The organism is Ahrensia sp. R2A130 (assembly GCF_000179775.1).
Taxonomy (GTDB): Bacteria; Pseudomonadota; Alphaproteobacteria; order Rhizobiales; family Rhizobiaceae; genus Pseudahrensia.
Genome location: NZ_AEEB01000003.1, coordinates 575,832 through 602,071 on the forward strand (window position 1 = coordinate 575,832; position 26,240 = coordinate 602,071).

Genomic DNA, 26,240 nt, shown 5'->3' on the forward strand with positions numbered 1-26,240 from the left:
GGTGTGGATGCCTCAAATTCTGCGACATATGCGCTTTGCGCCTTCATTGCGCGAGCGCTACATCGACCAATCGCAACTGCACACGCCGTGTGCCGCGAAAGAAATCTGCCGATAAGGTTCCCGCAAAATGCATCACCTTGCCGCGACCATCCAGCAACGCATCGCCCAACGGCGTATCCACCGCGCGAAAGCTGATGCCGCGCAGTTCCGCGCCATCAGCCGAACCAATGGAAAAGCGCACATGGCCTTTACCCACAACGTCTGAAAAGCGCAGCGTGTGGCGCGGAAAGGCCAGCAACGGTTGCGAGTGGCCCGCACCGAACGGACCCGCAGCGGCCAGCTGATCGAACATCTCTACGGTCGCGCCCCGCGCGCTCAACGCACCATCAATGCGAACGCTGCGGGACAGGCGCGCCGTTGCCACATCATCGCAGAGGCGTTCTTCCATGAACGCGCGGAAGTCGCCCAGCTTATCTCGTTCGATGGTGATACCCGCCGCCATGGCGTGGCCTCCACCTTTGAGCAGCAGGCCTTCATCGACTGCCGCACGAACCGTACGGCCAAGATCGCAACCGGGAATAGAACGGCCGGACCCCTGCCCGCGCCCTCGACCATCAAAAGCAATCGCGAAGGTCGGGCGATTGAAACGATCCTTCAGGCGCGAAGCCAAAAGGCCGACCACTCCCGCGTGCCAAGTGTCGCTTTCCGTCACTAGAACAGACGGCCCTTCGCTGAACCCGATTTCTGCCTCGGCCTCGTCAATAGCTTGCGCCAACATGGCCGTTTCGATGTTCTGTCGTTCGCCGTTCAACGTGTCCAATTGCTGTGCGATCTCTTCCGCTTCGGTCGGATCGGAAGTCGTGAGCAACCGCGCGCCCAAAGCAGCATCGCCGATGCGACCGCCCGCATTGATGCGCGGACCGAGCACAAAGCCGAGATGCCACGGCGCTGCCGGTCCGTCCTGTCGTGCAACACGGGCGAGTGCGGCCAAACCCACATTTCGCTGTTTTTGCATCACCTCGATACCGCGAGTTACAAAGGCGCGGTTCAGGCCTTTCAGCGGCACCACATCGCAGACAGTACCGAGCGCCACGAGATCAAGCGACTGCATCAGATCGACCGGCTTATCGGTTGGCAGTTTTCCCTGTTGACGCATTGCCCGCTGCGTCGCCACGAGCGTTAGAAATACAACTCCCGCTGCGCACAAATGTCCCTGACCGGAAAGATCGTCCTGCCGGTTAGGGTTTACCAGCGCGATAACGTCGGGGAGCTCATCGCCCACCTGATGATGGTCGAGGACAACCGCATCGAGACCGAGCGATTTCGCTACCGCCAGCGCGTCATGGGAAGTCGAGCCACAATCCACCGTCACCAGCAGTTTCGCGCCGCGTTCGGCCAGTTCGCGAATGGCATTTTCGTTAGGGCCGTAGCCTTCAAAAATACGGTCAGGAATATAGATTTCCACCGGCACATCAAAATTGCGCAGGAACGCTGCCAGCAAAGCCGAGGACGTTGCGCCGTCCACGTCGTAATCACCGAATACCGCGACAGGCTCTTTTGCGGCGATTGCGGAAACCAAACGATCAGCCGCCGCATCCATTCCGGTGAGTAGAGACGGGTCTGGCATAAGATCGCGCAGTTTCGGGTCAAGGAAACCCAGCGCTTCGTCGGCCGTCACATCGCGGGCCGCCAAAACCCGAGCCACCAACTCGGGGATCGAATGGCGCTCGCGCATAGCCTCTGCCTGCCCCGCCTGCGTGCGGCTCATGCGCTCTTCCCAGCGTTGCCCGCTGATACTGGATTCGACGTCTAGAAAGGGGCGGTCAGGCGTTGTCATGCACCGGCTGTAGCGTGGCCGGACCGTTCTGCGAAGATGCAATCGCGGTAATCTTCGAAGGACCAGCCATCGCTCGCCAATGAATGACCGCAACGGATAGAACAACGACGCCACCAAACTGGTGCAGAAGCGCCCATTGCAAAGGCACCTGCATCACCAATGTGATGATGCCGATCATGGCTTGTCCGGTCACTAGAGCAAACAACACAAAGGCCCGTTTCGTGTGCACGCCTCCGCCCGCGCGCCATATCCAGACAGCTTGAAGCGCAACCGCGCCCCAAAGCAGATAGGCAGTCACGCGATGGACGAATTGCGTCATGATCGCGTTATCGGTGAAGTTCTTCCAAATCGGATCAATAGCCCAAGCGCCTGCGGGCAGCACTTCGCCGTTCATGTCAGGCCACGAATTATAGGCCATGCCCGCATCAAGACCGGCGACAAGGCCACCAGCAAATATCTGAACCAAAACCAACCCGAATACCGCCGCACCTTGCCAAGCCAATGCAGGAAATGGAGGCGCAGGGCGGGGTAGCAATCCGCGCGCCAACCACAGCACCAACGCCAGCAGCAGGCAGGCCATGGTCAGGTGAACTGCAAGGCGCACCTGCGAAACATCCACCCGATCAACGAGGCCCGACTTCACCATCCACCAGCCAATGGCACCTTGCAGGCAAACGCCGAAGAACACGGCCAGTGCGCCGCCCTTGAGGCGACCCGGCAAACGGCCGGCAGCCCAAAACACGATCATCGGAATAAGCACCGCCAAACCGATCAAACGCCCCAGAAAACGGTGACCCCATTCCCACCAGTAGATGAACTCGAATTCACTCAGCGTCATAGCGCTGTTGACCTGTTTGAACTCGTCTGTCTGCTGGTATTCGAGAAATTCGGACGCCCATTTTTCAGCCGTGAGCGGCGGCAGAAACCCTTTGATCGGCTCCCACTGGGTGATGGAAAGGCCAGAGTCCGTTAGCCGCGTCGCGCCGCCAACAAGCACCATCACGACGATCAAAAACGCCACAAACATAAGCCAAAGGCGAACGGCGCGGTGGGGATCAGCAGGTGCGGTCAGGGCACTTTCCACGGGTCATCTCAGGTTCAAGAACGATACGGACCTCATGTGTCGTCGCGATCAGCTTGTGTAAAGGGCTGATTGGGTCGTGGAAGCCATCTGTCGCACCCTTATAGGGCTGGCACGGTTGGTCATGGCGCTCTATGTCAACTTCCAAGACACTGGCCAACTAAAGGCGACCACCATGCGCACCACCCTGCCCCTTCGGGCCAAGAAAATGATCGGCATGTTTTTGATCGTAATTCTGGTTTGCGTCTATTCACTAGTCGCGGTTGCTATCGCATCTGCCACATTGGCAGCGGCTCCGTGGTGGGCGCACATGCTCTATTTTGGCTTTAGCGGCTTTCTATGGGTGCTACCGGCCATGGTCATCATCAAATGGATGAGCACCGAAAGCGTTTAAACCAGATTAAGCGACATCCAGCCTGCGCCCACGGCGATTGAGCAACGTCGGCAAACCGGTGGTCAACGGCCCGAAATACCGCATTTTCTGAAACAACCCATTGGCCGAAACGCGCGGAAGTGCGGTCATGTGATCGTTGTGCTGCGGGTAAAGCAGGCCGGGGCGCGTCGTTACCGCAGTTGTAAAACCAGCTTCACGCGCCAACTCAAAATCTCTTCCCGCAGCGGCCTCTCTATATCCATAGGGATAGGCAAAATGGCGTGGGCGCTTGCCGAAATGCGCTTCCAAAACTGTCGCACTTTGAACCATTTCAGCAAGCGCGGATTCCGGCTTGAGGCGCGCCACCGCCGCGTGGTTCATCGTATGCGCACCGAGTGTGCATTTTGGATCAGCCTCGATCTCATGCAACTCATCCCATGACATAATCTGATCGCGGGTTAGTTGGGCCGCGTCCATTTTATTCAACGTACAAAGTTCGCAGATACGGGCCTGAACATCGGCCTCGTCCACGCGCTTTGTCAGCCAATCCAGCAATATATCGTAGCTGCGATACTTTGCTTCGGTTGTGCTGCAATCCAGTAATTCGTTGCGGCCATCCATTTGAACCATCAGATTGTCGCGCGATGCCACGACCTGGTCGATTGCCTCCCACCATATGCAGGCCGAACCATCCACCAGATTGGGCGCGATGAATATCGTGTAGGGAACCTCGTGTCCGTTCAAAACGGGTTTCGCGTGGACGAGATTGTCCCTGTAGCCGTCATCAAATGTCAGCACTGCAAATCTGCGACCGCGCTTGGGTTCGACAATGCGACGTGAGGCTTCATCAAGATCAACGATATCGAAGCCCCTCGCCTTCAACAGTCCAATAGCGGCATCAAGAAAGTCCGGCGTCACTGTCAGCAATGCGTTGGGATCGAAAGCCTTCGTCTCAGGTGGCGCCACATGATGCAGCGTCACAATGATACCGAGTTCGTTCTCAAACTGCTGATAAAGCTTGTCCAAACCGGTCATATGAAGGCCCGCAAGGATCTGCCGTGTGCGTTTGGTCTTTGCGTTAATCATGACAACCGTTTCTCGAACATCGAAAGGAACGATCAATGGCTAAAGGCTAAATGTTGAAATAATCCTGCGATAAAGACGAGGCCATTTGGTGGGGAGCGCCATTTTGAAACGAGATGCCAAAGCACGCTTTGCCACTAGTCTGGCAGCGCATGACGTCGTGCCCGCAGCAGCGGGTGCGCCTGTTCCGCTAGCAAAGAGCAAACTCGACCTCGCAGCCACCGGCACAATTGAGCTGAGCGTCTATGACGATATGGCAGGTCTTCGCGATGAATGGGACGATATCGTCTCCCGTGCGCCATCGTCTCTTTATCAAAGCTATGACTGGGTTGAATCATGGTCGCGACATGCTGGCCGGGGCGCGAAGATGGACCCGCGCATTGTCGTGGGGCGCAAGCGCGGCGAAGTGCTGTTCATTCTACCTCTCAGCATCTATCGGCGCGGTATCTACCGCATGGTCAGCTATCTCTCTGACACCCATTCCAACTTCTGTATGGGCCTGTTTGATAAAGACCTGATCCCACGCCTTACCTCCGCAGACATGAAGGCTTTGGTGGCGGAAATGGCCGACTTACTGGCCCCGGTCGACGTGTTGGAATTTTGCTGCCAACCGGTAAGTTGGGACGCGACAACCAATCCGTTCGCGCTGTTGCGCTGGCAGGAATCTCACAATCTTGGCTACGCGCTTTCACTGGAAGGTGGTTTTGACGCGGCCCTTAACCGGCGCAACGGTTCGCGCAAACGCAAGAAATTCCGTTCGCAAACCAACAAGTTGAAAAGCGTCGGCGGCGGTCATCTCCGCATCGCTTCCACACCGGACGAAGTGAACTGGTTCATGGACACCGCCATGGATTTGACCGCAAAGCGCTTCGACAAAGCCGGCATTTGGAACACATTTGAAAACGAAGGCGTGGTGCCGTTCTTTCGCGAACTGGCAACCGCCAGCCTTGGGCAGGACGAACCGGCACTTTTGATTTACGGGCTGGAGATCGACGGCGAGCTTCGCGCGGTGTTTGCAGGCGGCATTCTAAACGGTCAATTCCACGGCTGTTTTACCGCCATAGCTGACGATGCATATACAGCCATTTCACCTGGCGAAATGCTGATCTATCTGGTGATCGAAGACTGCGTGAAACGCGGCCTGCATACGTTCGACCTTGGTCGTGGCGAAGAGCGTTACAAGACATCGTGGTGCGACCAGCGTTTGGCGATGTTTGAGACCAACATTGCGCTAAAACGCACCGCGTTGGGCTACACAAGCTATGTGCAAGCGAAACTGTTTGCCAAGCGCCTGATGCGCTCCAACCCGAAATTATGGACAGCAGGAAAACGCCTGCGCGCTCGTCTTTACGGCCGCGTTTAGACGTTACGCCCGCTGCAACGGACGATCTGCATCCATCTGGCCTACAGCGTTGCCAGACATAATCATTGCATCGCCATAACCGCCACGCAGCAGAATATCGTGCAAGCGTTTGGCCGTCTCGATGTCACGCTGCGACGAGATCACCACCACGGTGTCATTATCGAACACACGGTCAAGACCGACCAGTTCCGTCATGCCGCGATCCACGACCACGTAGTCGTAGGAATGGCGTAGCGCGCCCAGAACAGCGGCAAGTTTAGACGCGGTCTGCGGTGAAGCGGACGCGGCAACACGACCTATCGGGATCACATGAACCCGCGAACCTGTATCGCGGTGCAGCGCTTCACCAAGGTCACAACCTTCAGTGATGAGTTCGCCAATACCGGCAGTGTCCCGCGATCCCAGCATGGATTGGGAAGCGTGTCCCTCCTCCGTCATATCGACCAGCACGACACGCGCACCGCGTTCGGCAAGCTGGCGGGCGAGCGTCATTGTTGCACGCCCATCATTGCCGGGTTCATCCGGGACGACGACAACGCGCTTGGCACCGATCTGCAGCAAGTGTTCGGTCGCAGCAGCAACAGCGTTGGAGCGCGGTTGGAAAGAAGCTGATGCAGCATCATTTGCGGTCATACCCGGATAAAGAGCGTTCCCGGCAACCGGTTCTTCCGGCGACATGGAAGGTGCATCAACGCTGCGCAGTGGCGAAATTACGCTTGCCGCTCGTTTGGCGGCTTCAATAGCTGGCGTAAAGACGCGCCGTTCCTGTGTTTGCGGTTCGTAAGGTGCTGGCTTTGCAGATGCGTAGCTTTGCAAATGCGCAGCCGTATCGGGCTCGACACGAGCGGGAGCCGCAGTTTGCCCGGCTGCGGGCGCGGTAAGGATTGCACCGGCCAGCGTCACCATTGCGCCAAGCAACAGAACACCGAAGAATGTGCCTGCCAGAATGGGCAGGACCTTTGGAAAGAAAGACTGCGACGGCGGGTTCGCGCTTGCGAAAATGAAGGCATCCACCGGTACATATTCACGCGCCGTGCGGGCCTGCGCTTCCTGATAGGACAACAAGTAAGCGTTCAACTGTTGGCGTTTGGCATCTGCATCGCGCTGCAATTCTGCAAGCTCAACCTGACGGCGACCGACGCGACCGGACTCCGATTTCAAAGTATTGCGCTGTTGGACAAGCGCCTGTTCACGCGAACGCGCGGTACGGACGTTTTCCTGCAAACTGCGTTGAATTTTGCGGGCCTCACGACCGATCTGGGAATTGAGGTTAGAAATCTGCGACTGAAGCCGCTGGATCACCGGATGACGAGCCAGCAGCGTTGTGGAACGTTCCGCCAATTGTCCGTTCAACGAAACCTGCTGCTCCCGCAGGCGCTGGATCAGCGGCGAGTTGAGAACAGAACTGGCATTGTCCAGCTGACCGGACTGCACAGCGCGGGAGACCGCGTTCGCATCAGCTTCAGCCTGCGACCGCTGGGCACGTACACGGCCAAGCTCGGTGGCTAGTTCAGACAGTTCCTGCGTTGCCAATGTACCTGTGCCGGCACCATCAAGAATGTCGAAATTCTCTCTGAAATCAGCAACTTTGCCATCAGCTTCACGAACAGCTGTGCGCAGTGCGTCAACTTCAGGCTTCAGCAATTCCAGTTCGTCCTGGCCAACACCACGGGCAAGCTTTTCCTGCAACACAAGATATTCGCGCGAAATGAGGTTGGGAATTTCAGCCGCCAATTTGCGGTCTGTGGACGTGAATTCAACCACGACAACACGCGCACGCTCCGCCTGGTACACAACGAGATTATCATCGAAAGCCTCGTAGAGACGATCTTCCTGCGTCACGTTGCTGGTATCGCTGACCAAGCCCAGCATCTGCAAAATTCGCTTGGGCGCAGACACGCCACCGTCGCCCGCCAGCACTTCGCGCTGTTGCATGGAAAGCTTTTCGGCAACGCCGCGGATAAGTTCCGGTGAGCGCAGCAACTCCACCTGACTGGCCATACCCGATTCATCAAAGCGATCAGTCGTTTGCTGCGGCGTCTGCCCGGTAGGCGCACCCAGCACCTGTTCGTTCTGCTTAATCAGAATGCGTGCGCTGGCTTTGTATTTCGGATCGATTGTTTGCAACACGAAATAGGCGAGCACCGTGGCCAACGTGGCGGCCAAAAGCAGTTTGCCCTTGTGCCTCCATATGCTGGAGAAGATGCCTGCAAGGTCGACATCTACATCTTTGGTGAGTTCGTGCTGGCCGCTCATCGCGAGGATTTCCATACATTATACGCCGGGCGACATTCTCATTTCATGGTAACCAGAGCGTTAAGAGTAGCGCGCACGGTTGGTCTTTCTCGTCACCGACATCAAACGTTTCGCGGTGTTGCCATCCTTTACCCGAGCTTAACCATAGTGGCGTTTAGTCGCCTTAGTACCGAGTTGTGCTTTGCCCCGTTGGCAGCACCTTATGTTTTGAGTGGTGAATGATGATGAACCGTCGTGCGTTCGTTTCCCTGTTTGGAATTGCCGTTAGCGCCCCATTGCTGGCGTCCTGCGCCAAGTCATACACCCCACCACCACCCGCCATGCACAAAGTGCTGCAACAGCCGTATCGCCTGGACAGTGGCGACCGCATGCGCATCACCGTGTTTGAACAAACCGACCTTACCAACAGCTACAGCGTCGATAAGGCAGGCTATATCGCCTTCCCGCTTGTCGGCGCAGTGCCCGCTCGCGGCCGCACTGTGAAGCAGATCGAAAAATCCATCGCCACCGCATTGGCTGCCGATTACATACGCGATCCTGATGTGTCGGTGGAAGTAGAACGCTACCGTCCTTTCTTCATCATGGGTGAAGTAGGCGCCGCCGGACAATATACCTATGTGCCTGGAATGACCGTGCAAAACGCTGTCGCCGTCGCCGGTGGCTTCTCCGCACGCGCGCACCAGAAGACGGTCGATCTCACACGCCAGATCAATGGCAAGGTCATTACTGGTCGCGTACCAATCACCGACCCCATCATGCCGGGTGATACAATTTTCGCCCGCGAACGCCTGTTCTGATCGCGCCCATGAGCCAGTCACTTGCTATCGTTCACTGCTTCCGATCTCCCGTCGGTGGCATTTTCCGCCATGTCCGCGACCTCATCGCTGAACAGAAAGCGGCGGGCCATCGGGTTGGCGTCATTTGTGATGACAACACCGGCGGTGAGTTCGAAGAAAAGATGATGGCGCAGTTGGAGTCCGATCTCGATCTCGGTCTACATCGCGTCACCATGGATCGCGCTATTTCACCATCCGATCTCAAGGTGATGTTTCAGCTTACCCGTCTGTTGCGGTCGATGGATCTCGATATTCTGCACTCCCACGGCGCAAAGGGCGGGGCGTATGCACGGCTCATCGGTTCCGTTTTGGGTTGGCGTAGCCGTAAGCCTGCGCGGCTTTATTGCCCGCATGGTGGCTCAGTGCATTACGACACCAAAACGATGTCGGGCCGTGTTTACGGCACGTTGGAACGGCTGCTGGAGCGCTTCACAGATCGCCTCGTCTTCGTTTGTGAATACGAACAGGACGGCTATCTCGCAAAGGTTCCAAACCTTACCACCTCCTACTCCATCGTCCGCAACGGCATAACCGAACCGGAATTCGAGCACATAAAACCCGCTGAAGATGCGAGCGACCTTCTCTATATCGGCATGATGCGCGATCTGAAGGGCGTGGACGTTTTTCTCGATGCACTACCCATCGTGGCCGAGCGACTGAATAAGAAGATCACCGCAACACTGGTCGGTGATGGTCCGGATCTTGAGCGCTATAAACAGGTGGCAGCAGGCTTGGCTCCGCAAGTGGAAACCCGTTTCTTCGACCCAATGCCTGCACGCGTTGCTTTCCCGCTTGGCAAAACGCTGGTTGTTCCATCCCGTGCGGAAAGCATGCCTTACATCGTACTGGAAGCGCTGGCCGCTCAAATTCCGCTGTTGGCCACCCGCGTTGGCGGCATTCCGGAAATTCTGACGCCATTTGACGGGCATCTCATTCCCGCAGGCGATCCGCAGGAAATGGCAAAGACCATGATCCGCCACTTGGAAGGTAGCCTGAAACTGCCCGACCCTGAAGAACTGGCGCAACTGGTTCACGACCGGCACAGCTCCAGCGTTATGGCTGCCGACGTAATGAAAGCCTACGAAGCCGCGATGGACAGCTGATTAACCCTATTCGCCATACAACGCACTAATCGCATCAAACGGGCGTGTGTGTACGACTGGTGAAACCTTTCGGAAATATGGACGTCGTAAGTTCAATCAAGCGCAAATTGCGCAGATTAACTCCGGGATGGGCAGTTCCACATGAACGACATACTTGCAGAAGATCACGATCCAAAGGCCACGTTCAGTCGAGCGAACATGATGGCGCAAGAAGGAGGTTCTGCGCCGCGCAATTCAGCAAAGCTGTCGCACCGCGCCGAACAGGTTGCAGCGCAGTTTGCCCAGAATTCCGTATCGCCTTTTGCGGTCGCCGCGTGGATACGCCTTATTGATGTGCTGATGATCTCAGCTATCGGTCTCGCGATCACATTCGTTTATGTCGTGCCAATCGACGGTTTCCGCTGGAACTACGCCGTCACCGTCGTGCTGTTGGGCTTGCTCACCGTCACCGGTCTTCAAGCCGTTGATTGCTACCAAGTCGCATCACTACGGACACATATGCGCCAGTTCGGGCGCTTCTTCATGGTGTGGACTGCAGTCTTTGCCATGTTCACGCTCTCTGCCTTCTTCATGCGCATGTCTTTGGACTTTTCCCGCGTCTGGTTCGGGTCGATGTATCTGGCAGGTTTCGGCTGGTTCATCCTGTCCCGTCTTGTCGTATCCAACGTCATTCGCCGCTGGACACGCGATGGTCGCCTTGAACGCCGCGCTGTCATCGTTGGTGGTGGTGAGAACGCTGGCGATCTGATTTCCAGCCTTGAAGCGCAGCCCCATAATGACATCCGCATCTGCGGTATCTTTGATGATCGCAACAGCGACCGCTCGCCACCGATGGTCGCTGGCTATCCCAAGCTGGGAACGATTTCCGAACTGGTTGAATTTGGTCGCCGCGCCCGCATCGACATGCTCATCGTATCACTTCCCATCACTGCGGAAAGCCGCGTGCTGGCCATGCTGAAACAGCTTTGGGTGCTACCGGTGGACATCCGTCTGTCGGCCCACACCAACAAGCTGCGCTTCCGCCCCCGTGCCTATAGCTATGTGGGTTCAGTGCCGTTTCTCGACGTGTTCGATAAGCCAATTGCCGACTGGGATTCGGTGATGAAGCGCACGTTCGACATTGTATTCTCGATATTCGGATTGATCGCCCTGTCGCCCGTCATGCTGGTGACGGCTATCGCCATCAAGGCGAACTCCAAAGGCCCGGTGATCTTCCGACAGAAGCGTTTTGGCTTCAACAACGAGGTCATCGACGTTCTGAAATTTCGCTCGATGTATGTCGATCAGGCTGATGTCGCTGCCAAAAAGGTCGTTACCAAAAACGATCCACGCGTCACCAGCGTTGGTCGGTTCATCCGCAAATCGTCCATCGACGAACTGCCGCAACTCGTTAACGTGCTGCGCGGCGAGCTATCCCTTGTCGGCCCCCGCCCCCACGCGGTGAATGCCCACACGGAAAACAAACTCTGGGACGAAGTGGTTGACGGCTATTTCGGTCGTCACAAGGTGAAGCCGGGCGTTACCGGTTGGGCGCAGGTGAATGGCTGGCGCGGTGAGGTCGATAATCCCGAAAAAATCCAGAAACGTGTGGAGCACGATCTCTATTACATTGAGAACTGGTCCGTGCTCTTCGACCTCTACATCTGCATCATCACGCCGATCAAACTTCTGAACACCGAGAATGCATATTGAGCGCCACGGCTACCCCTTACGCGAGCGCTGACGGGTATAGCGCAGCGGGCAGGCCCGCCGTTAACACTGCCCCTCCCCGCACGCGTGATCCGATACTCTCGCGCCTCGATACATTTGCCATCGGACTGGCCGCCCTTCTGGGCGGCTTTGTCATTCGTGAACCTGCGCCTTACGAACTGTTCCTACTGCTGTTGATGGCACTTTATGTGCTGGCAGGCATGACCTTCGGTCGTCTGGCGGTCGCGCTGGCTGGTGTTTGGGTGTTCTTCAATTTCGGCGGTCTGCTGTCCATGTTCACCATGGGCGACTGGAAAGGCATTCCTCTTTACCTCGCCGTATCGCTGTTTCTTGGCCTAACGTCGGTGTTCTGGTGCGCGGTGATCCACAACGATTCCGGCCGTCTGCGTCCGCTGATGCGTGGATATGTTCTGGGAGCGGTGATCTCTTCATTTTTAGGTGTGGCAGGCTATTTCGGCGCATTTCCAGGTGCGGAACTTTTCACGCTCTACGATCGCGCCAAAGGAGCTTTTCAGGACCCTAATGTCTTTGGCCCGTTCCTCGTTTTGCCGACGCTTTACCTTCTCTACGGCCTACTGTTTCGTTCCATTTCGCTGGCACCGGTCCGCGCCGCATTGCTGCTGGTCCTGCTTGCAGGCCTGTTCTTGTCATTCTCCCGTGCCGCATGGGGCCTGACCGTTTTCTCAAGTGCTGCGTTTTTCGTCGTATTGCTGATGACAGCACCTGACCCACGAACCAAAGTGCGCCTTGTTGTTCTTGGTGCTCTTGGTCTGGCGTCCGTCATTCTACTTTTGGTCGTCGCACTGCAATTCGATACGGTCTCGGACATGTTTTCCCAACGTGCGAAGGTCGTGCAGGACTATGACGGCGTGCGTTTGGGGCGCTTTGCCCGCCACGCCATCGGTTTCGAATGGGCATTGGTCAATCCGCTGGGCATCGGTCCGCTCGAATTCGGTCTCCTCCTCGGCGAAGACACCCACAACATCTACGTCAAATCGCTGATGGCCTATGGCTGGCTTGGGTTCATAGCGTGGATGTTCATGACGCTCATCACCATCGTTGGTGGCGCTGCCCTGCTCGGTCGACGCCGCCCGTGGCAGCCCTATTTGCAAGCCGCATGGTGCGTGTTCCTCGGACACATTTTCGTCGGCTGGGTCATCGACCTAGACCACTGGCGCCACGTGTATCTGCTCATCGGCATCATCTGGGGCTGCATGGCGCTGGAGCGGAAATATCTCGCAGAAGGCACGCTATAATTCGGGAAAATTCGCGTTACTTTTCGAAAATATCACCGCAATTCCCGAAACTCCAAGCGAATTTGGAAATCCCTAAGCCCTCTATCATCTAGAGCCTAAAAGTAGTCCGAGGCAAAGGATACGAACCCCGCCGTCGCACAGCGATGCGAAAAAAGAATCGTAGGTTCGCTCGGTATGTGTTCGGAAACTCAGTCATCCACCGAGCAAAATGGTCGGAGTAGCAGGATTCGAACCTACGACCCCTCGCCCCCCAGGCGAGTGCGCTACCGGACTGCGCCATACTCCGACTGTCGCGGTTCCTACGCAACGCGCAGCATCAAATCAAGCCGGATTTAACGCACCTGATCCAGTAGGCGCTTGCATTCCAGCAGTTCTGAAAGCGCGCCCTGCAGGCTCTCCCGCATTCCTGATGCAGAAGCACCGGCTCCGGTTTCGCCACGGGTAATTTCCGAGATGGAAACAGCAGACTTTTGCGGAGTATCAGTGGCAAGCGCAAAGCCCCCCTCTGGTGCAGAGATGACCGCACGGCTGCCTTGTTCCTTCAAAATACGCTGCACACCTTTGATGGTGTAACCTTGCGCATAGAGCAGAAAACGAATGCCCTTGAGCAGCGACACATCTTCCGGGCGATAGTAGCGACGACCACCGCCGCGCTTCATCGGCTTCACCTGTTTGAAGCGCGTCTCCCAAAAACGAAGCACGTGTTGCGGAAGATCGAGATCTTCTGCGACTTCGGAGATAGTTTTGAACGCATCGGGGCTTTTAGCCTGATCAGCCATGGCAGGTGCATCCGGTTCGATTCGGTCCCCGCTTAGACTAGAACCTCATAGGCGCGACGCAAGTGCCGCGCTCACCGTCACTTTTTGCCGTCAGAACGTGCCTTGTGATCATCAAGAACGCGGGATTTCAGAATGTTGGACGGCTTGAACACCATGACGCGGCGGCTGGTGATAGGCACCTCTTCACCGGTTTTGGGGTTACGGCCGACGCGTTCATTCTTTGAGCGAACCGCAAACGTGCCGAAAGATGACAGTTTGATGGATTCGCCATCAACTGCTGCCTGGCAGATTTCTTCAAGAACGGCCTCAACCAATTTAGATGATTCCAGACGTGAAAGTCCGACTTTGCGGTAAACCGCCTCAGCCAAATCTGCTCGCGTGAGTGTTTTTTCCGACATTGCTAATTCAAGCTCCCGGTGAGAGCGCTGTGCCGGCGCCCCTCTCGTACATTCCAAGTATAAGTTAGTGGTGACGGTCGAAAGCGTCAATCCAGCTTTACACTTTCGCAGGAGCCAGCGTCAAAAAGCCCGATAGAATTTTTCTATTGGGCGCGAGACCTACCAGCGAACCAGCACCGCACCCCATGTGAACCCGCCGCCCATGGCTTCAAGCAACACCAGATCGCCCTTTTTTAAGCGCCCGTCGCGCACGGCAACGTCGATGGCTTGGGGAATCGACGCTGCTGACGTGTTGCCGTGTTCGGCCACCGTCATCACAACCTTTTCAGGCGCGATATTCAACTTCTTGGCGGAGGCATCAATGATGCGTTTATTGGCCTGGTGCGGGATGAACCAGTCGATGTCATCAGCGTTCAGTCCGGTAGCAGAGAAAGCATCTTCGATCACATCTGTGATCATTGCCACGGCATGTTTGAATACATCGCGGCCCTGCATCCGCAGATGCCCCACGGTGCCGGTAGTCGAAGGTCCACCATCCACGAAGAGCTTGTCCTTATGAGAGCCGTCCGAACGCAAGTGGCTGGTCAGGATGCCGCGATCATTAGACATGCCAACGCCATCGCCGCGTTCCACCACCACGGCCCCTGCCCCATCACCAAACAAGACGCATGTGGTGCGGTCTTCCCAGTCGAGAATGCGAGAAAAGGTTTCCGAGCCGATCACCAAAACCCGCTTTGCTTGTCCAGCCTGAATGAAGGCGTCGGCAGTTGTGAGCGCATAGACGAAGCCCGAACAAACGGCCTGCATGTCGAAGGCCGCGCCGTGCGTCATGCCAAGGCGGTTCTGAATTTCGACAGCTGATGCGGGGAATGTGTTGTTGGGCGTCGAAGTCGCCAAAATAATGAGATCGATATCGTCCGGCGTCAGATCGGCATCTTTCAAGGCAGCGCGGGCTGCATTTTCGCCAAGAGACGCCGTCGTCTCATCGTCTTCAGCAATCCAGCGCTGCTCGATGCCAGTGCGCTGGCGAATCCATTCGTCAGACGTTTCAACGCGCTTTTCGAGTTCCGCGTTGGTGACGACGTTACGGGGTTTGGCAGCGCCTGAACCGACGATAATGGAGCGGATCATGTTTTTTCTCCTGCGTCTGCTTCACCCGGCTGCTGTAGCGTTTCCGCTTTAGGCTCAATTACCGTGACCGGCTGTTCAGCGACACCTTCGGCGGTTTCTGGCGTTTCTGCTTCTTGCATCTCAGTGTCCGGCTGCTCTTCACCAAAACGGGCACGTTCGAGATCATCGGCAATTTTCGCCTGCAAATCATTGCGCACCATATTGTGCCCCACATCAATGGCACTGGCGATGCCTATACCGTCCGTACCACCGTGGCTTTTGATGACGATACCATTGAGGCCCAAAAACACTGCACCGTTGACCTTCCGCGGGTCCATCTTCTGGCGCAGATGTTCAAATGCACCTTTGGCAAGGATGTAGCCAAGTTTGGCCATCCACGTGCGGCTCATGGCGTCGCGTAGATATTGCCCGACTTGCTTTGCGGTGCCCTCCGCGCTTTTAAGCGCAATGTTGCCCGTAAAGCCTTCGGTTACGACGACATCGACGCCGCCCTTGCCGAGATCATCACCCTCGACGAAACCGGCATAGTGCATATTGCCCATATCGAGTTCACGAAGGCGGGCACCGGCGGTGCGAATTTCTTCAAGGCCTTTGACCTCTTCAACACCGATATTCAGCAGACCAACGCGTGGACGCTCCATCGAAAACAAAGCCCGCGCCATGGCAGAGCCCATGAGCGCGTAGTCAACCAGCGTATCAGCCTCGGCACCAATGGTTGCACCAACGTCAAGCACGATGCTCTCGCCCTGCTGGTTGGGCCAAACTGCCGCCAGCGCAGGCCGCTCGATCCCGTCCATCATGCGCAGGCAGAATTTCGACATCGCCATCAACGCACCGGTGTTGCCGGCGGAAACCATCACATCGGCTTCCCCAGCTTTCACGGCTTCCAAACCCATCCACATGCCGGACTTCTTGCGGCCCTGCCGCAACGCCTGACTAGGCTTCATGTCCATCGGCACGGACATTTCGCAAGGATGGAATGTGCTCTCTTCCTTCAGGCGCGGATACTTCTCCAGCACCGGCAGAACGCTTTCAGCTTCACCGAACAGCATGTAACGGATTTCAGGATAACGACGGCGCGAAAGCTCGGCACCTTCCAGCACAATTTCAGGCCCGTGGTCGCCGCCCATAACATCGAGGGCGACGCGAATGGTCTTGTTGGATGTCATGATGCTCCAGATCGTAGTTCAGGCGCGCCGGGCAGACGGGCAAAAGCGAGGTTCGCTTTCGCATATCGGTCCACCAAGGCCAATAGAAGGCTCATATAAGACGTGGGTTGGTCATTTTTCTTTCAAAGCGGCCAATGCGGCAAAGGGAGAAGTTTCGCCAGTTTTAGCTTCTTCTTGGTCCAGTTCTGCACCTTCAATGCGGGCAAACGGGTCGATGCTCAACGCGAGAAACTCCAACCAGACCTCTGCCAAATCAATCGAATCTCCGGTGAACGGTTCCGGCGGATCATCGCCTTCCGGATCAAGAATGATCTCGCCATCGACGTCGAGCTTGGGTTTCAGCAGCACACTGCCTTCCGGCGCAAATACGGCATTGAACTCTTCATCAAGGTCTGCGGTCAGTGGATCACCAGACACAGCGCAGGCCTGAACGAGGTTACCCCGCACCTTGCCCTGCACCATCACACCGTCTTTTTTCCACGGCGTTACGGTTGCAAAGCCGTGGAAGCTTTTGACCTCGATCAGCCCCTGATCTTCGGCAATTGCGGCACGTTGGTCGTCATCGGCGGTGAAGTCCTCGACACGGCCACGGCTGGGAAGCGTGCGCACGTTCACCGGAACGGAAAATGGCAAATCGCTCATGCTGCTCTCTCCTGCTGTATCGGGGGCCAAGGGTCGGAACTGCCCAATATATCGTCTTCATTCATCGCGGCCAGTTTCTCGACGCCCGCGAGCAAATATGCGGCCAACGCACGGTCAGCTTCACTTATTACGTCTTCATCCGGTCGCACGTTCCTGGCCACCATCGCTGCCATCTCCTGCAACGGATCATCAGCAGCAATTGCTTCTTCGATTGCCCCTGTGCGGCCGTAAAAAACGCGGGTCATCTTATTGATGCGCTTGGGCACCGTCTGGTCGCCCACACCTGCCTCGCGAAGAGACGCATCAATGTCATCGATAAAGGCGTCAAAAACGCCCTGAGAAACAGAACGCACTTTATCCGATCCATCCTTCAACCGGTGGTGCAGCAGGAAAAGATGCAACACCAGCGATTCGAAACGCCCGTCAAATGTGTCTGGAACGTCATATCTTGCGAAAAACAACGGATCTCGGGCGCGCGCCACAACCGCGCCATAAAGGCGGTCTGCATGGCGGGGCGGCGCTTTGTGCCTCGAAGCGAGGCCCATCAGGGCTTTGAACATGGCGGCAGGGTCCGTTAGAAGTATTTCAACTGCGCTACGCCAAACAGGTGGTATGCGCTTTGGTGTGATATAGGTCGCGCCGCGTACTATCTCAAAGGGTCGTTTTGTCGGCCCCTGTTTGAATCTGCCTAAACCTGTCTAAACCGGGCATTGAAGTGGGAAAATGACCATGAAACGAAGCAAAACCGCAAGCGCTACACTGGTGCTGGCAACGCTGACCGTCAGTCTCGCCCTGACCGCCTGTAACCCTAGTCGGCAGGTCTACACCCACGGCTATCAGGTGAACGATCAAGCGCTGGCCCTCGTCCCTGAAGGCTCGTCCCGCGAACAGGTTCTGCTAACGCTGGGAACACCGTCCACGACACAGACCGAGCCTGACGGCACCGAGACATTCTACTACATCTCGCAACGCAAGGAGCGCCCGGTGGCATTCCTTGCAGCGCAGGTCGTCGACCAGCGCGTGTTGGCTGTGAACATGGACCAGAATGATCAGGTGGAGCAGATCGCCAATTACGGCCTGAAAGACGGCAAAGTGTTCGACTTCATCGGTCGCGTCACACCAACCGGAGGCAAGGAACTGTCATTCGTCGGACAGCTTCTGAACGCGGCAGGCTCTATCAACCCGGGCAACGTTCTCGGCCGCTAGCGCTACTAAGCACAACAAAAAAGCCCGCGAACCAGAACGGTTCGCGGGCCTTTTTGTTTGTGAACTGCCCGACCTCAATGAGAGGCCGGGCTGACACAGGTTAGTGTGCGAGAACTGCGAGAAGCAGCAACGCCACGATGTTCGTGATCTTGATCATCGGGTTCACAGCTGGACCAGCGGTGTCCTTGTAGGGATCACCAACGGTGTCGCCGGTCACGGACGCTTTATGCGCGTCGCTACCTTTTTCGTGCTTCACGCCGTCTTTGTCGATGAAACCATCTTCAAAGGACTTCTTGGCGTTATCCCAGGCACCGCCACCGGCGGTCATTGAAACAGCCACGTAGAAGCCGGTCACGATCACACCCAGCAGCATCGCGCCAAGAGCAGCGAATGCGTTGGCCGGTGTCGAGATCGCGGAGACCGCGAAATAGACGAAGATCGGCGAAAGAACCGGCAGCAGCGATGGCAGGATCATTTCCTTGATCGCAGCTTTGGTCAGGATGTCGACGCCACGGGCATAGTCGGGCTTCGACGTACCGGCCATGATGCCCGGATCAGCCTTGAACTGGCGACGCACCTCTTCAACGATCGAACCGGCAGCGCGGCCGACAGCAGTCATGGACATGCCACCGAACAGGAACGGCAGCAGGCCACCGAACAACAGGCCGGACACTACGTAGGGGTTCGACAGGTTGAACAGAGTGTCAGCGTTGATGCCGAAGAAGACCGAGCCTTCCTGAGCGGTTGAAGCAAAGAACTTCAGGTCTTCTGTATAGGCTGCAAACAGCACCAGCGCACCGAGACCGGCGGAACCAATCGCGTAACCCTTGGTGACAGCTTTGGTCGTGTTACCAACTGCATCGAGCGCATCCGTCGTGGCGCGTACTTCTGCGGGCAGTTCAGCCATTTCAGCGATACCACCGGCGTTATCGGTCACGGGACCGAAAGCGTCGAGCGCCACCACGAAACCGGCAACAGCCAACATGGCAGTCACGGTGATCGCGATACCAAACAGACCGGCCAGAGCGTGTGTCGAAAGGATACCGACGATGATGATGATCGCAGGAATCGCAGTCGCTTCGAGCGAGATAGCCAAACCCTGGATCACGTTCGTGCCGTGGCCCGTAACCGATGCCTGCGAGATGGAACGCACCGGGCGGTATTCGACGCCCGTGTAATATTCCGTCACCCAGATGATGAGGCCAGTGATGATGAGACCGATCAACATGCAGTAGAACAGGTCAGCAGCGGTGAAGGTGGTGCCCGTGGATGTGGTGAACGACGTATCGAAACCAACCCAGAAGAACATCAACGCACCAAGCGCGATGGCCGACAGCACGGCACAGGCGATGAAGCCTTTGTACAGCGCGCCCATGATGGAGTTGTTGGAGCCCAGTTTCACAGCAAACGTGCCGACGATGGAAGTCAGCACGCAAACGCCGCCGATCACCAATGGCAGCAGCATCAGCAGCGAAGCTTCAGCACCTGTGAAGAAGATTGATGCAAGAACCATGGTCGCAACCACGGTGACCGCATAGGTCTCGAACAGGTCAGCCGCCATACCGGCGCAGTCACCAACGTTGTCGCCAACGTTGTCTGCGATGGTGGCAGGGTTACGGGGGTCATCCTCAGGGATACCAGCTTCCACTTTACCGACGAGATCGCCGCCAACATCTGCACCCTTGGTGAAGATGCCGCCGCCTAGACGGGCAAAGATGGAGATAAGCGAAGCGCCAAAGCCAAGCGACACGAGGCCGTCAACGACGGTGCGGTCGGTATTGGCGAGGCCCATCGGGCCAGTCAGCACCCAGTAGAAGACCGCAACGCCCAAAAGCGCGAGACCTGCAACCAGCATGCCGGTGACCGCGCCGGATTTGAACGCGATGTCCAAACCACCAGCCAGCGACTTCGAAGCAGCCTGTGCGGTGCGCACATTGGCGCGCACCGAAACCAGCATGCCGATGAAACCTGCGATACCCGACAGGATTGCGCCGATTGCGAAGCCGATGGCAGCAACGGGACCAAGCAGCGCCCATGCGATGACGAGAACAACAGCGCCAACGATGGCGATGGTCATGTACTGGCGCGACAAATAGGCTTGTGCGCCTTCTTGAATTGCAGAAGCGATTTCCTGCATGCGAGCGTTACCGGCGTCTGCGCTCATGACCGAGCGCGAGGCCCAGATGGCATAGACGATCGACAACAGTCCGCAGACGATTGCGAAATAAAGGGGGGTCATTTTCAACTTCCCGAGTTGATGATGTGTCCTGATGATCCCGCTTCAGAATTTGGCCGGGTAGAGCAGAACGTTTTTTCGGGCGGGAGCTTTGGAAGGCTCCCGACTTCCGCGCACAGGACTAGCGGCAGTTAGGAAAATTTCAAGCTTTGAGGCGAAAAAACGGCGGATATTGTCGCAGGTGGTCGGAAATTCGCTTTAGCTTGCAGTCGCGCGGCGGGTTTTCAGCGCCAACCAGCCCAGTGAACCAAGGCAAAGAGCGACGACCGGAAAGACCACCATATTGATGGCATCCCAGCCACCTTCGCCAAATGTGTTCAGCGTTTGGCCGGACATGAACGAACCGAAGGCGACAAAACCAAACAGGATGAAATCGTTTGCACCCTGCGCTTTCGATTTTTCGGATGGCTCGTAACAATCGGTCAGCATCGCGGTCGCACCGATAAACCCGAAGTTCCAGCCGACACCCAGCAAAATGAGCGCGATGTAGAAATTGCCAAGCGTAATTCCCGAAAGTCCAACCAGCGCGCAAGCGATGAGCAAAGCCATGCCAATAGCGACGATCTTTTCCTTGCCGTAACGCGCGATGAGATTGCCGGTGAAGAAGGATGGGCCGAACATCGCCATGACGTGCCACTGAATGCCCCAGGTCGAATCGTCCGGCGAAAAACCGCACATCGCCATCGCAAGCGGTGCGCCCGTCATGACGAACGACATCAAGGCATAGGAACCTGTGGCGCAAAGCACAGATACCATAAAACGCGGCTGCGCCATGATTTCCATCAGCGGGCGGCCCTTGTCTGCCCCTGCCCGTTCAGCCTTGGTAGCAGGACGCTCGAATCGCAGCATGGACAGCACGAACACGCCAGCCAACCAAAGGAATGCGCCGGCAAAGTAAGCGCCTGCAAATTCTATCGGTGCGAAGAAATCACGGAAATAAATCGCCGTTTGCGGACCGATAATCGCTGCAAAGATGCCGCCTGCCAGCACCCATGAAATCGCCTTTGGCTTAAAGTCCGGCGTCCCTTGGTCGGCAGCGGCAAACCGGAATTGCTGGACGAAAGAACTGCCCCCACCTGACATCGCCATGCCGATGCAGAACATCCAGAAATCGGCCTGTATCAGCGCATAACTGCACAGCAGCGAACCGCAGATACCGATGACCGAACCGAACATGAAACCCAAACGTCTGCCGACGCGCGCCATGAACATCGCCGCCGGAAGCGCCATCAGCGCGACGCCGAGATTGTATCCCGTCACCGGAGCAGTCGCGAGCGACTTGTCAGCACCCAGCAGATAAAGCCCCGCCAAGCCGCCCAAAGCGATGGAAATAGGAGCAGCAGAACCGCAAACAGCCTGAGCCAAAGACAACAGCAGCGCGTTGCGCTTTGCGGATGCGTTCGGGTCAATATCGATCTGGGCTTGCGGTGCGCCGGTCGGTTCAGAGGACATGGGCTGTTAGTGCTGATTGCTGGTTTCGATGTGACTCAGCAGTCGCACACCGCAGGAAGAAAGGCGACACGCCCAACCCAATCAACCGCCCGAAAAGTGATCGTATCCCGCCCGTGTGCCCATCGGCATAGGTTGGCCGGAAACATCCGTAACAACCACGCCAGAACCGACTTCTTGTATCGTTCCAATATGATGGCACTTCGCCATTGGCCCCGATGTCAGCTCGGATAGCGCCGATGCGGGCGCGGTGAACAAAACGACGTAATCGTCCCCCGCAGTGAAAGCGTCTTCGAGGCTAAACGCACCAGCATCTACCAGCTGTGAAACGACTGCGTTCAACGGAACCGAATCTGCCTGCAAGACCGCGCCCACTTCGCTTGCTTTGCACAGTCGCTGCAGGTCGAGCAGCAAGCCATCCGAGACATCCATTGATGCCGTGGCATGAGTTCGAACGAGACCAGCCACCAGATCCGGAAAGGCGATCATCGGCGCGCTATAGGCGGATGCCAGTTCAGAAATCTCTGCTGCGCTCAATCCGGCTTGCTTCGCCCAAGGCACATCACGGATAGCCTGCAACCCGGCGCCGCTGGTGCCAATGCAGCCTGATAGAAAAATCACATCGCCCACCGATGCACCGCGCCGTTGCACAATTTTTCCCTGTGGTACTTCGCCGAAAGCGGTAACGGAGATTACCAGCGTATCGCCGCCAACGGTCATATCACCGCCAAGCAGGAGACCATGCGCCTGCTGGCTCAACCCGTCGGCGAACTGCTTCATCCAATCATCAGACGGGCTTTCAGGAAAAGCGAGTGCCAGCGTATATCCCACCGGATCTGCACCCTTGGCAATCAGGTCCGATAAATTGGCGGTGATGGCTTTGACGGCAATATCGAAAGGCCGGTCATCAGGCAGAAAATGTGTACCCTGCACCAGCGTATCGGCGGTGATGACAAGATCGGTTCCTGCGCTTGGGCTCAGGCAGGCCGCATCATCACGCAAACCCAAAGCTGCCGGCGACGCGAGTGGCGCAAGGTATGTCTGAATAAAATGGGTTTCGTCAGCCGCCATGGCTACTGGTCGGAAGGTGCGTCGCCCGCATCATCTTTACCTTCGACAGCAAGCGGTTCGACTGCCTCGCCTTCGGGCAGGTTTTTCGGGTCGAGTTCGCCGTCGCGAAGCTGGCGGGCAACTTTGTCCAGCACGCCATTCACCATTTTCGGCTCGTCGCTTTCGAAGAACGCCTTCGTCACCTCGATATACTCGCTCACCACAACGCGGGCGCTTACGTCCGGGCGGTTGATGAGTTCGAACACCGCTGCCCGCAACACGGCGCGAAGGGTGGAGTCGATACGCGAGAGCGGCCAGTCTTTCGTCAGCGCATCATGGATGACAGGGTCGATCTTCTTCTGGTCGCGAACCACACCGCCGACGATGCCGCGAAACCATGATGGGTCTGCGTCGAGATAGGTTTCACCGTCGATCTCATGGCCCAGCCGGAAGTTCTCGTACTCCGCAACCACTTCGGTCAGACCCGCTCCGCCAATATCCATCTGGTACAGCGCCTGCACGGCGGAAAGACGAGCAGAACCGCGTTTGTTGGCGGGCTTCATGGCGCGTTCTTTGGTGGCCATCGGTTAGGCCCCCATCAGGTGGTTGCGAAGTTCGATCATATCGAGTGCAGCGCTGGCGGCGTGTCCGCCTTTGTTGAGATCATCGGTATCGGCACGGCGCTTGGCCTGCTCTTCGTTCTCGGTGGTCTGAATACCGTTACCCAGTGCCAAACATTCGGCAATCGTCAGATCCATGATCGCGCGGGCGCTTTCGAATGCCACGATGTCGAAATGTGCCGTTTCGCCGCGAATAACGCAGCCCAACGTGACGAATCCATCATAATGCTTGCCGCCGGTCGCCATGCCTTCGAGTGCCATCGAAACGGCAGCTGGAATTTCCAGCACGCCCGGCACATCCAACTTGTCCCACGTCGCACCCCGATCTTTCAGCACTGCCTCCGCGCCAGCCACGAGGCCTTTGGAGATGTGCGAATAGTAGGGAGCGTCGATTACGAGAATATGCGGCATGATATGGGTCCGGCTGCGGTTGGGCCGCTCAAACCATGGCCGCGCGCACATGACAAGGCGAATGCAGTGTCGCGGGGCCGGTCTTGGCCTCAAGTATCATGCGGCAATCAGGTTGAGGTGGAAGGAAACTCGGCGAGACGTGCTGCGTAGCGGGCCATGGTGTCGATTTCGAGATTTACACGATCACCGGCTTTCATATAGCCCCAAGTGGTGACGGAGAGCGAATGGGTGATCAGCAATACATCGAAACGAACACCATCGATGCCGTTAACGGTAAGCGAAGTGCCGTCCAACGCGACGGAGCCTTTTTCGGCGATAAAGCGGGCAAGGTTTTCAGGCGCTTCCAGCGTGAACCGCGTGGCATCGCCTTCGTCTTTCACGGACACCACGTTAGCCATACCATCGACGTGACCGGCCACGATGTGCCCGCCCAACTCATCGCCAACCTTGAGCGCGCGTTCCAGGTTCAAACGAGTGCCCATAGTCCAATCGGCCGCCGTGGTGAGACGAAGAGCTTCCTCCCACGCTTCGACCTGATAGGTGCCCTGCCCCTTTTCCACGACAGTCAGGCATACACCTGCGTGCGCGATGGATGCCCCGATATCAATGCCGTCCACGTCGTAGGCAGTTGCCACAGTAAAGCGCCTGCCCTGCGGCAATTGCTCCACGCTTTCGATGGTGCCGATGTCGGTGATGATGCCGGTGAACATGGCCTAGCCTTTGGAAAAGAAATGCAGTTGATTGGGACCGAGTTGCAATGTGCGACCGGCATTGAATTCCGCTGGAATGGTGGCAAGCGTGATCGGAGAAGCGATCCCATCCGGCCCCACATCCTTCGCGCCAACAAAGAAAGCGATTTCGTCCACAAGTCCAGCGTTCAAAAAGCTGCTAGCCAGTTGCGCTCCGCCTTCCAACATGAGGCTCGAAATGCCGCGTGCGCCCAAATCGTCCAGCACTTCCGGCAAGGCGATATGGCCATTCTCTGCTTCGGCAGCGAAGTGACGGACGCCACTTGCAAGAAGATGCTCAGGCAAGCCCGGCAGCGTCGAAATCAGATGAACAGGCACGGTGCGCGCGCTGGCTACCAAGCGCGACGTCTCTGTCAGCACACCAGCACTGTCAAAGATGAAACGCTCCGGCGAACGCGCTTCCAATCCAGACAAACGGCACGTCAGATCAGGGTCATCCGCCTCGACCGTGCCGCGCCCGACAGCAATCGCATCGTGTTCGGCACGCATCCGGTGAACCATGGCGCGTGCAAGCGGACCGGTTATCGAAACCTCTTCGCCCGTTCGCCCCAACATACCATCGCGGGAGACGGCCAGTTTCAGCGTGACCATCGGACGACCCAGCCGCTTGCGGGTTAGATAGCCACGCATGTCACTACCCGCAATTTCGCTGCCCTGCCCGGCATGAACCGCGATTTCGGCCTCACGCAACATCGCATGGCCTTTGCCATCAACACGGTGATCGGGGTCGATATAGGCGGTGTGAACCTCGGCAACACCAGCGTTGATCAGCGCCTGCGCGCAGGGAGGGGTTGCACCGTGATGAGCGCAGGGCTCCAGCGTGACGTAAGCGATAGAACCCACCGCATTTGGTCCGGCCTGATCGAGCGCCACCCGTTCGGCGTGGGGTCTGCCGCCCTTGGCGGTGATGCCTCGACCGACAACGCGCCCGTCTTTCACCAGCAACGTGCCAACACTGGGGTTCGTGCCTGTTAGCCCGCGATGGCGACGCGCCAGTCGCAAACAAGCACCCATCCATTCAGCGTGGGTGCGTGGCTCATTTCTCGCCATCGGCCTCAAGCTCATCAAGCAACGAGCGGAAATCTCCTGCCTCGTTGAAGTCGCGATAGACGCTTGCGAACCGCATGTAAGCGATCAGGTCGACGTCTTTCAGCGCGTCCAGCGCCATGGCTCCGATGGTGTCGACAGGTATCTCCGTCTCGCCACTCGCCTCTAGCTGGCGAATAATGCTCGACACCATTCGTGCAACTTTCGCCTCATCCACATCGCGCTTCCGCAGTGCAAGACTAAGCGACTTTTCCAGCTTTTCGCGGTTGAACGGCACAGAGCGGCCGGACTTTTTCAGCACGGTCAGTTCGCGCAGTTGAACGCGCTCGAATGTCGTGAAGCGACCGCCACATTCACCGCAAGCGCGGCGGCGGCGAATGGCGGTATCATCTTCCGACGCACGGCTGTCTTTGACCTGCGACCCTTCAGCCGCGCAGAACGGACAGCGCATCGTG

General features: G+C 57.1%; 25 protein-coding genes and 1 tRNA gene. 7 read left to right on the forward strand and 19 right to left on the reverse strand.

Going from position 1 to position 26,240, the window contains the following annotated elements; all coding sequences use genetic code 11:
* Positions 1-43: 43 nt before the first annotated feature.
* Together recJ and R2A130_RS03580 are read right to left on the reverse strand one after the other, a co-directional pair.
* Positions 44-1,837, reverse strand: coding sequence for a single-stranded-DNA-specific exonuclease RecJ (recJ, locus tag R2A130_RS03575; RefSeq protein WP_009463674.1), 1,794 nt, complete (start codon positions 1,835-1,837; stop codon positions 44-46).
* Entirely contained in the window at positions 1,824-2,921 is a 1,098-nt protein-coding gene (locus R2A130_RS03580) for a COX15/CtaA family protein (RefSeq protein ID WP_009463675.1), read from the reverse strand. The genes recJ and R2A130_RS03580 overlap by 14 nt, the downstream gene beginning before the upstream one ends.
* A gap of 184 nt (positions 2,922-3,105) precedes the next feature.
* On the opposite strand from R2A130_RS03580, the gene R2A130_RS03585 reads away from it, so the two are divergent.
* Positions 3,106-3,312, forward strand: coding sequence for a DUF2842 domain-containing protein (locus R2A130_RS03585; protein ID WP_040304867.1), 207 nt, complete (start codon positions 3,106-3,108; stop codon positions 3,310-3,312).
* A gap of 6 nt (positions 3,313-3,318) precedes the next feature.
* Here the strand turns inward: R2A130_RS03585 and R2A130_RS03590 are convergent, their stop codons facing one another.
* On the reverse strand, positions 3,319-4,377 hold the full coding sequence (locus R2A130_RS03590; RefSeq protein ID WP_009463677.1) for a polysaccharide deacetylase family protein: 1,059 nt from the start codon (positions 4,375-4,377) through the stop codon (positions 3,319-3,321).
* 103 nt (positions 4,378-4,480) lie between these two features.
* Between R2A130_RS03590 and R2A130_RS17390 the strand changes: the two genes are divergently transcribed.
* Complete coding sequence (locus R2A130_RS17390; protein WP_009463678.1) at positions 4,481-5,737, forward strand: GNAT family N-acetyltransferase; 1,257 nt, start codon at positions 4,481-4,483, stop codon at positions 5,735-5,737.
* Positions 5,738-5,740: 3 nt separating this feature from the next.
* Here R2A130_RS17390 and R2A130_RS03600 read toward each other — a convergent pair whose 3' ends face one another.
* Entirely contained in the window at positions 5,741-7,993 is a 2,253-nt protein-coding gene (locus R2A130_RS03600; RefSeq protein WP_198008606.1) for a GumC family protein, read from the reverse strand.
* 218 nt (positions 7,994-8,211) lie between these two features.
* On the opposite strand from R2A130_RS03600, the gene R2A130_RS03605 reads away from it, so the two are divergent.
* From R2A130_RS03605 to R2A130_RS03620, 4 genes are all read left to right on the forward strand, one after another.
* Complete coding sequence (locus tag R2A130_RS03605; protein ID WP_009463680.1) at positions 8,212-8,790, forward strand: polysaccharide biosynthesis/export family protein; 579 nt, start codon at positions 8,212-8,214, stop codon at positions 8,788-8,790.
* Positions 8,791-8,798: 8 nt separating this feature from the next.
* Positions 8,799-9,932: a glycosyltransferase family 4 protein gene (locus tag R2A130_RS03610; protein WP_009463681.1), complete on the forward strand. Its 1,134-nt coding sequence runs from the start codon at positions 8,799-8,801 to the stop codon at positions 9,930-9,932.
* 141 nt (positions 9,933-10,073) lie between these two features.
* Positions 10,074-11,624, forward strand: a complete 1,551-nt coding sequence (locus tag R2A130_RS03615; RefSeq protein ID WP_009463682.1) for an undecaprenyl-phosphate glucose phosphotransferase — start codon at positions 10,074-10,076, stop codon at positions 11,622-11,624.
* Positions 11,621-12,898, forward strand: coding sequence for an O-antigen ligase family protein (locus R2A130_RS03620; protein ID WP_009463683.1), 1,278 nt, complete (start codon positions 11,621-11,623; stop codon positions 12,896-12,898). The genes R2A130_RS03615 and R2A130_RS03620 overlap by 4 nt, the downstream gene beginning before the upstream one ends.
* 209 nt (positions 12,899-13,107) lie before the next feature.
* On the opposite strand, the gene R2A130_RS03625 is transcribed toward R2A130_RS03620, so the two are convergent.
* From R2A130_RS03625 to R2A130_RS03655, 7 genes are all read right to left on the reverse strand, one after another.
* Positions 13,108-13,184: transfer RNA gene (locus tag R2A130_RS03625), tRNA-Pro, on the reverse strand.
* 46 nt (positions 13,185-13,230) lie between these two features.
* Positions 13,231-13,677 carry a MerR family transcriptional regulator gene (locus R2A130_RS03630; protein ID WP_009463684.1) on the reverse strand — a complete coding sequence of 149 codons (447 nt, stop codon included), beginning with the start codon at positions 13,675-13,677 and terminating at the stop codon, positions 13,231-13,233.
* Between the two features lie 77 nt (positions 13,678-13,754).
* Positions 13,755-14,075 (reverse strand): integration host factor subunit alpha, encoded by a 321-nt coding sequence (locus tag R2A130_RS03635; RefSeq protein WP_009463685.1) that lies wholly within the window; start codon positions 14,073-14,075, stop codon positions 13,755-13,757.
* Between the two features lie 159 nt (positions 14,076-14,234).
* Entirely contained in the window at positions 14,235-15,206 is a 972-nt protein-coding gene (locus R2A130_RS03640) for a beta-ketoacyl-ACP synthase III (protein WP_009463686.1), read from the reverse strand.
* Positions 15,203-16,375, reverse strand: a complete 1,173-nt coding sequence (gene plsX, locus R2A130_RS03645; RefSeq protein WP_009463687.1) for a phosphate acyltransferase PlsX — start codon at positions 16,373-16,375, stop codon at positions 15,203-15,205. Before plsX ends, R2A130_RS03640 begins: the two co-directional genes overlap by 4 nt.
* A gap of 111 nt (positions 16,376-16,486) precedes the next feature.
* A complete protein-coding gene (locus tag R2A130_RS03650; protein ID WP_009463688.1) occupies positions 16,487-17,017 on the reverse strand; it encodes a DUF177 domain-containing protein in 531 nt (176 codons plus the stop codon).
* On the reverse strand, positions 17,014-17,577 hold the full coding sequence (locus tag R2A130_RS03655; RefSeq protein ID WP_009463689.1) for a ubiquinol-cytochrome C chaperone family protein: 564 nt from the start codon (positions 17,575-17,577) through the stop codon (positions 17,014-17,016). Before R2A130_RS03655 ends, R2A130_RS03650 begins: the two co-directional genes overlap by 4 nt.
* Before the next feature lie 163 nt (positions 17,578-17,740).
* Between R2A130_RS03655 and R2A130_RS03660 the strand changes: the two genes are divergently transcribed.
* On the forward strand, positions 17,741-18,223 hold the full coding sequence (locus tag R2A130_RS03660; protein WP_156798368.1) for an outer membrane protein assembly factor BamE: 483 nt from the start codon (positions 17,741-17,743) through the stop codon (positions 18,221-18,223).
* Positions 18,224-18,323: 100 nt separating this feature from the next.
* On the opposite strand, the gene R2A130_RS03665 is transcribed toward R2A130_RS03660, so the two are convergent.
* The 8 genes from R2A130_RS03665 to nrdR form a co-directional block, all read right to left on the reverse strand.
* A complete protein-coding gene (locus tag R2A130_RS03665; protein WP_009463691.1) occupies positions 18,324-20,462 on the reverse strand; it encodes a sodium-translocating pyrophosphatase in 2,139 nt (712 codons plus the stop codon).
* Positions 20,463-20,657: 195 nt separating this feature from the next.
* Positions 20,658-21,911, reverse strand: a complete 1,254-nt coding sequence (locus R2A130_RS03670; protein ID WP_009463692.1) for an MFS transporter — start codon at positions 21,909-21,911, stop codon at positions 20,658-20,660.
* Between the two features lie 81 nt (positions 21,912-21,992).
* Positions 21,993-22,979 (reverse strand): thiamine-phosphate kinase, encoded by a 987-nt coding sequence (thiL, locus tag R2A130_RS03675; RefSeq protein WP_009463693.1) that lies wholly within the window; start codon positions 22,977-22,979, stop codon positions 21,993-21,995.
* A 2-nt stretch (positions 22,980-22,981) separates the two neighbouring features.
* Positions 22,982-23,542: a transcription antitermination factor NusB gene (gene nusB, locus R2A130_RS18370; RefSeq protein ID WP_009463694.1), complete on the reverse strand. Its 561-nt coding sequence runs from the start codon at positions 23,540-23,542 to the stop codon at positions 22,982-22,984.
* 3 nt (positions 23,543-23,545) lie between these two features.
* Positions 23,546-23,989 (reverse strand): 6,7-dimethyl-8-ribityllumazine synthase, encoded by a 444-nt coding sequence (ribH, locus tag R2A130_RS18375; RefSeq protein ID WP_009463695.1) that lies wholly within the window; start codon positions 23,987-23,989, stop codon positions 23,546-23,548.
* Positions 23,990-24,096: 107 nt separating this feature from the next.
* Positions 24,097-24,699: a riboflavin synthase gene (locus R2A130_RS03690; protein ID WP_009463696.1), complete on the reverse strand. Its 603-nt coding sequence runs from the start codon at positions 24,697-24,699 to the stop codon at positions 24,097-24,099.
* A 3-nt stretch (positions 24,700-24,702) separates the two neighbouring features.
* Complete coding sequence (ribD, locus tag R2A130_RS03695) at positions 24,703-25,788, reverse strand: bifunctional diaminohydroxyphosphoribosylaminopyrimidine deaminase/5-amino-6-(5-phosphoribosylamino)uracil reductase RibD (protein ID WP_040304611.1); 1,086 nt, start codon at positions 25,786-25,788, stop codon at positions 24,703-24,705.
* On the reverse strand, positions 25,775-26,236 hold the full coding sequence (gene nrdR, locus R2A130_RS03700; RefSeq protein WP_009463698.1) for a transcriptional regulator NrdR: 462 nt from the start codon (positions 26,234-26,236) through the stop codon (positions 25,775-25,777). Before nrdR ends, ribD begins: the two co-directional genes overlap by 14 nt.
* Positions 26,237-26,240: the final 4 nt, after the last annotated feature.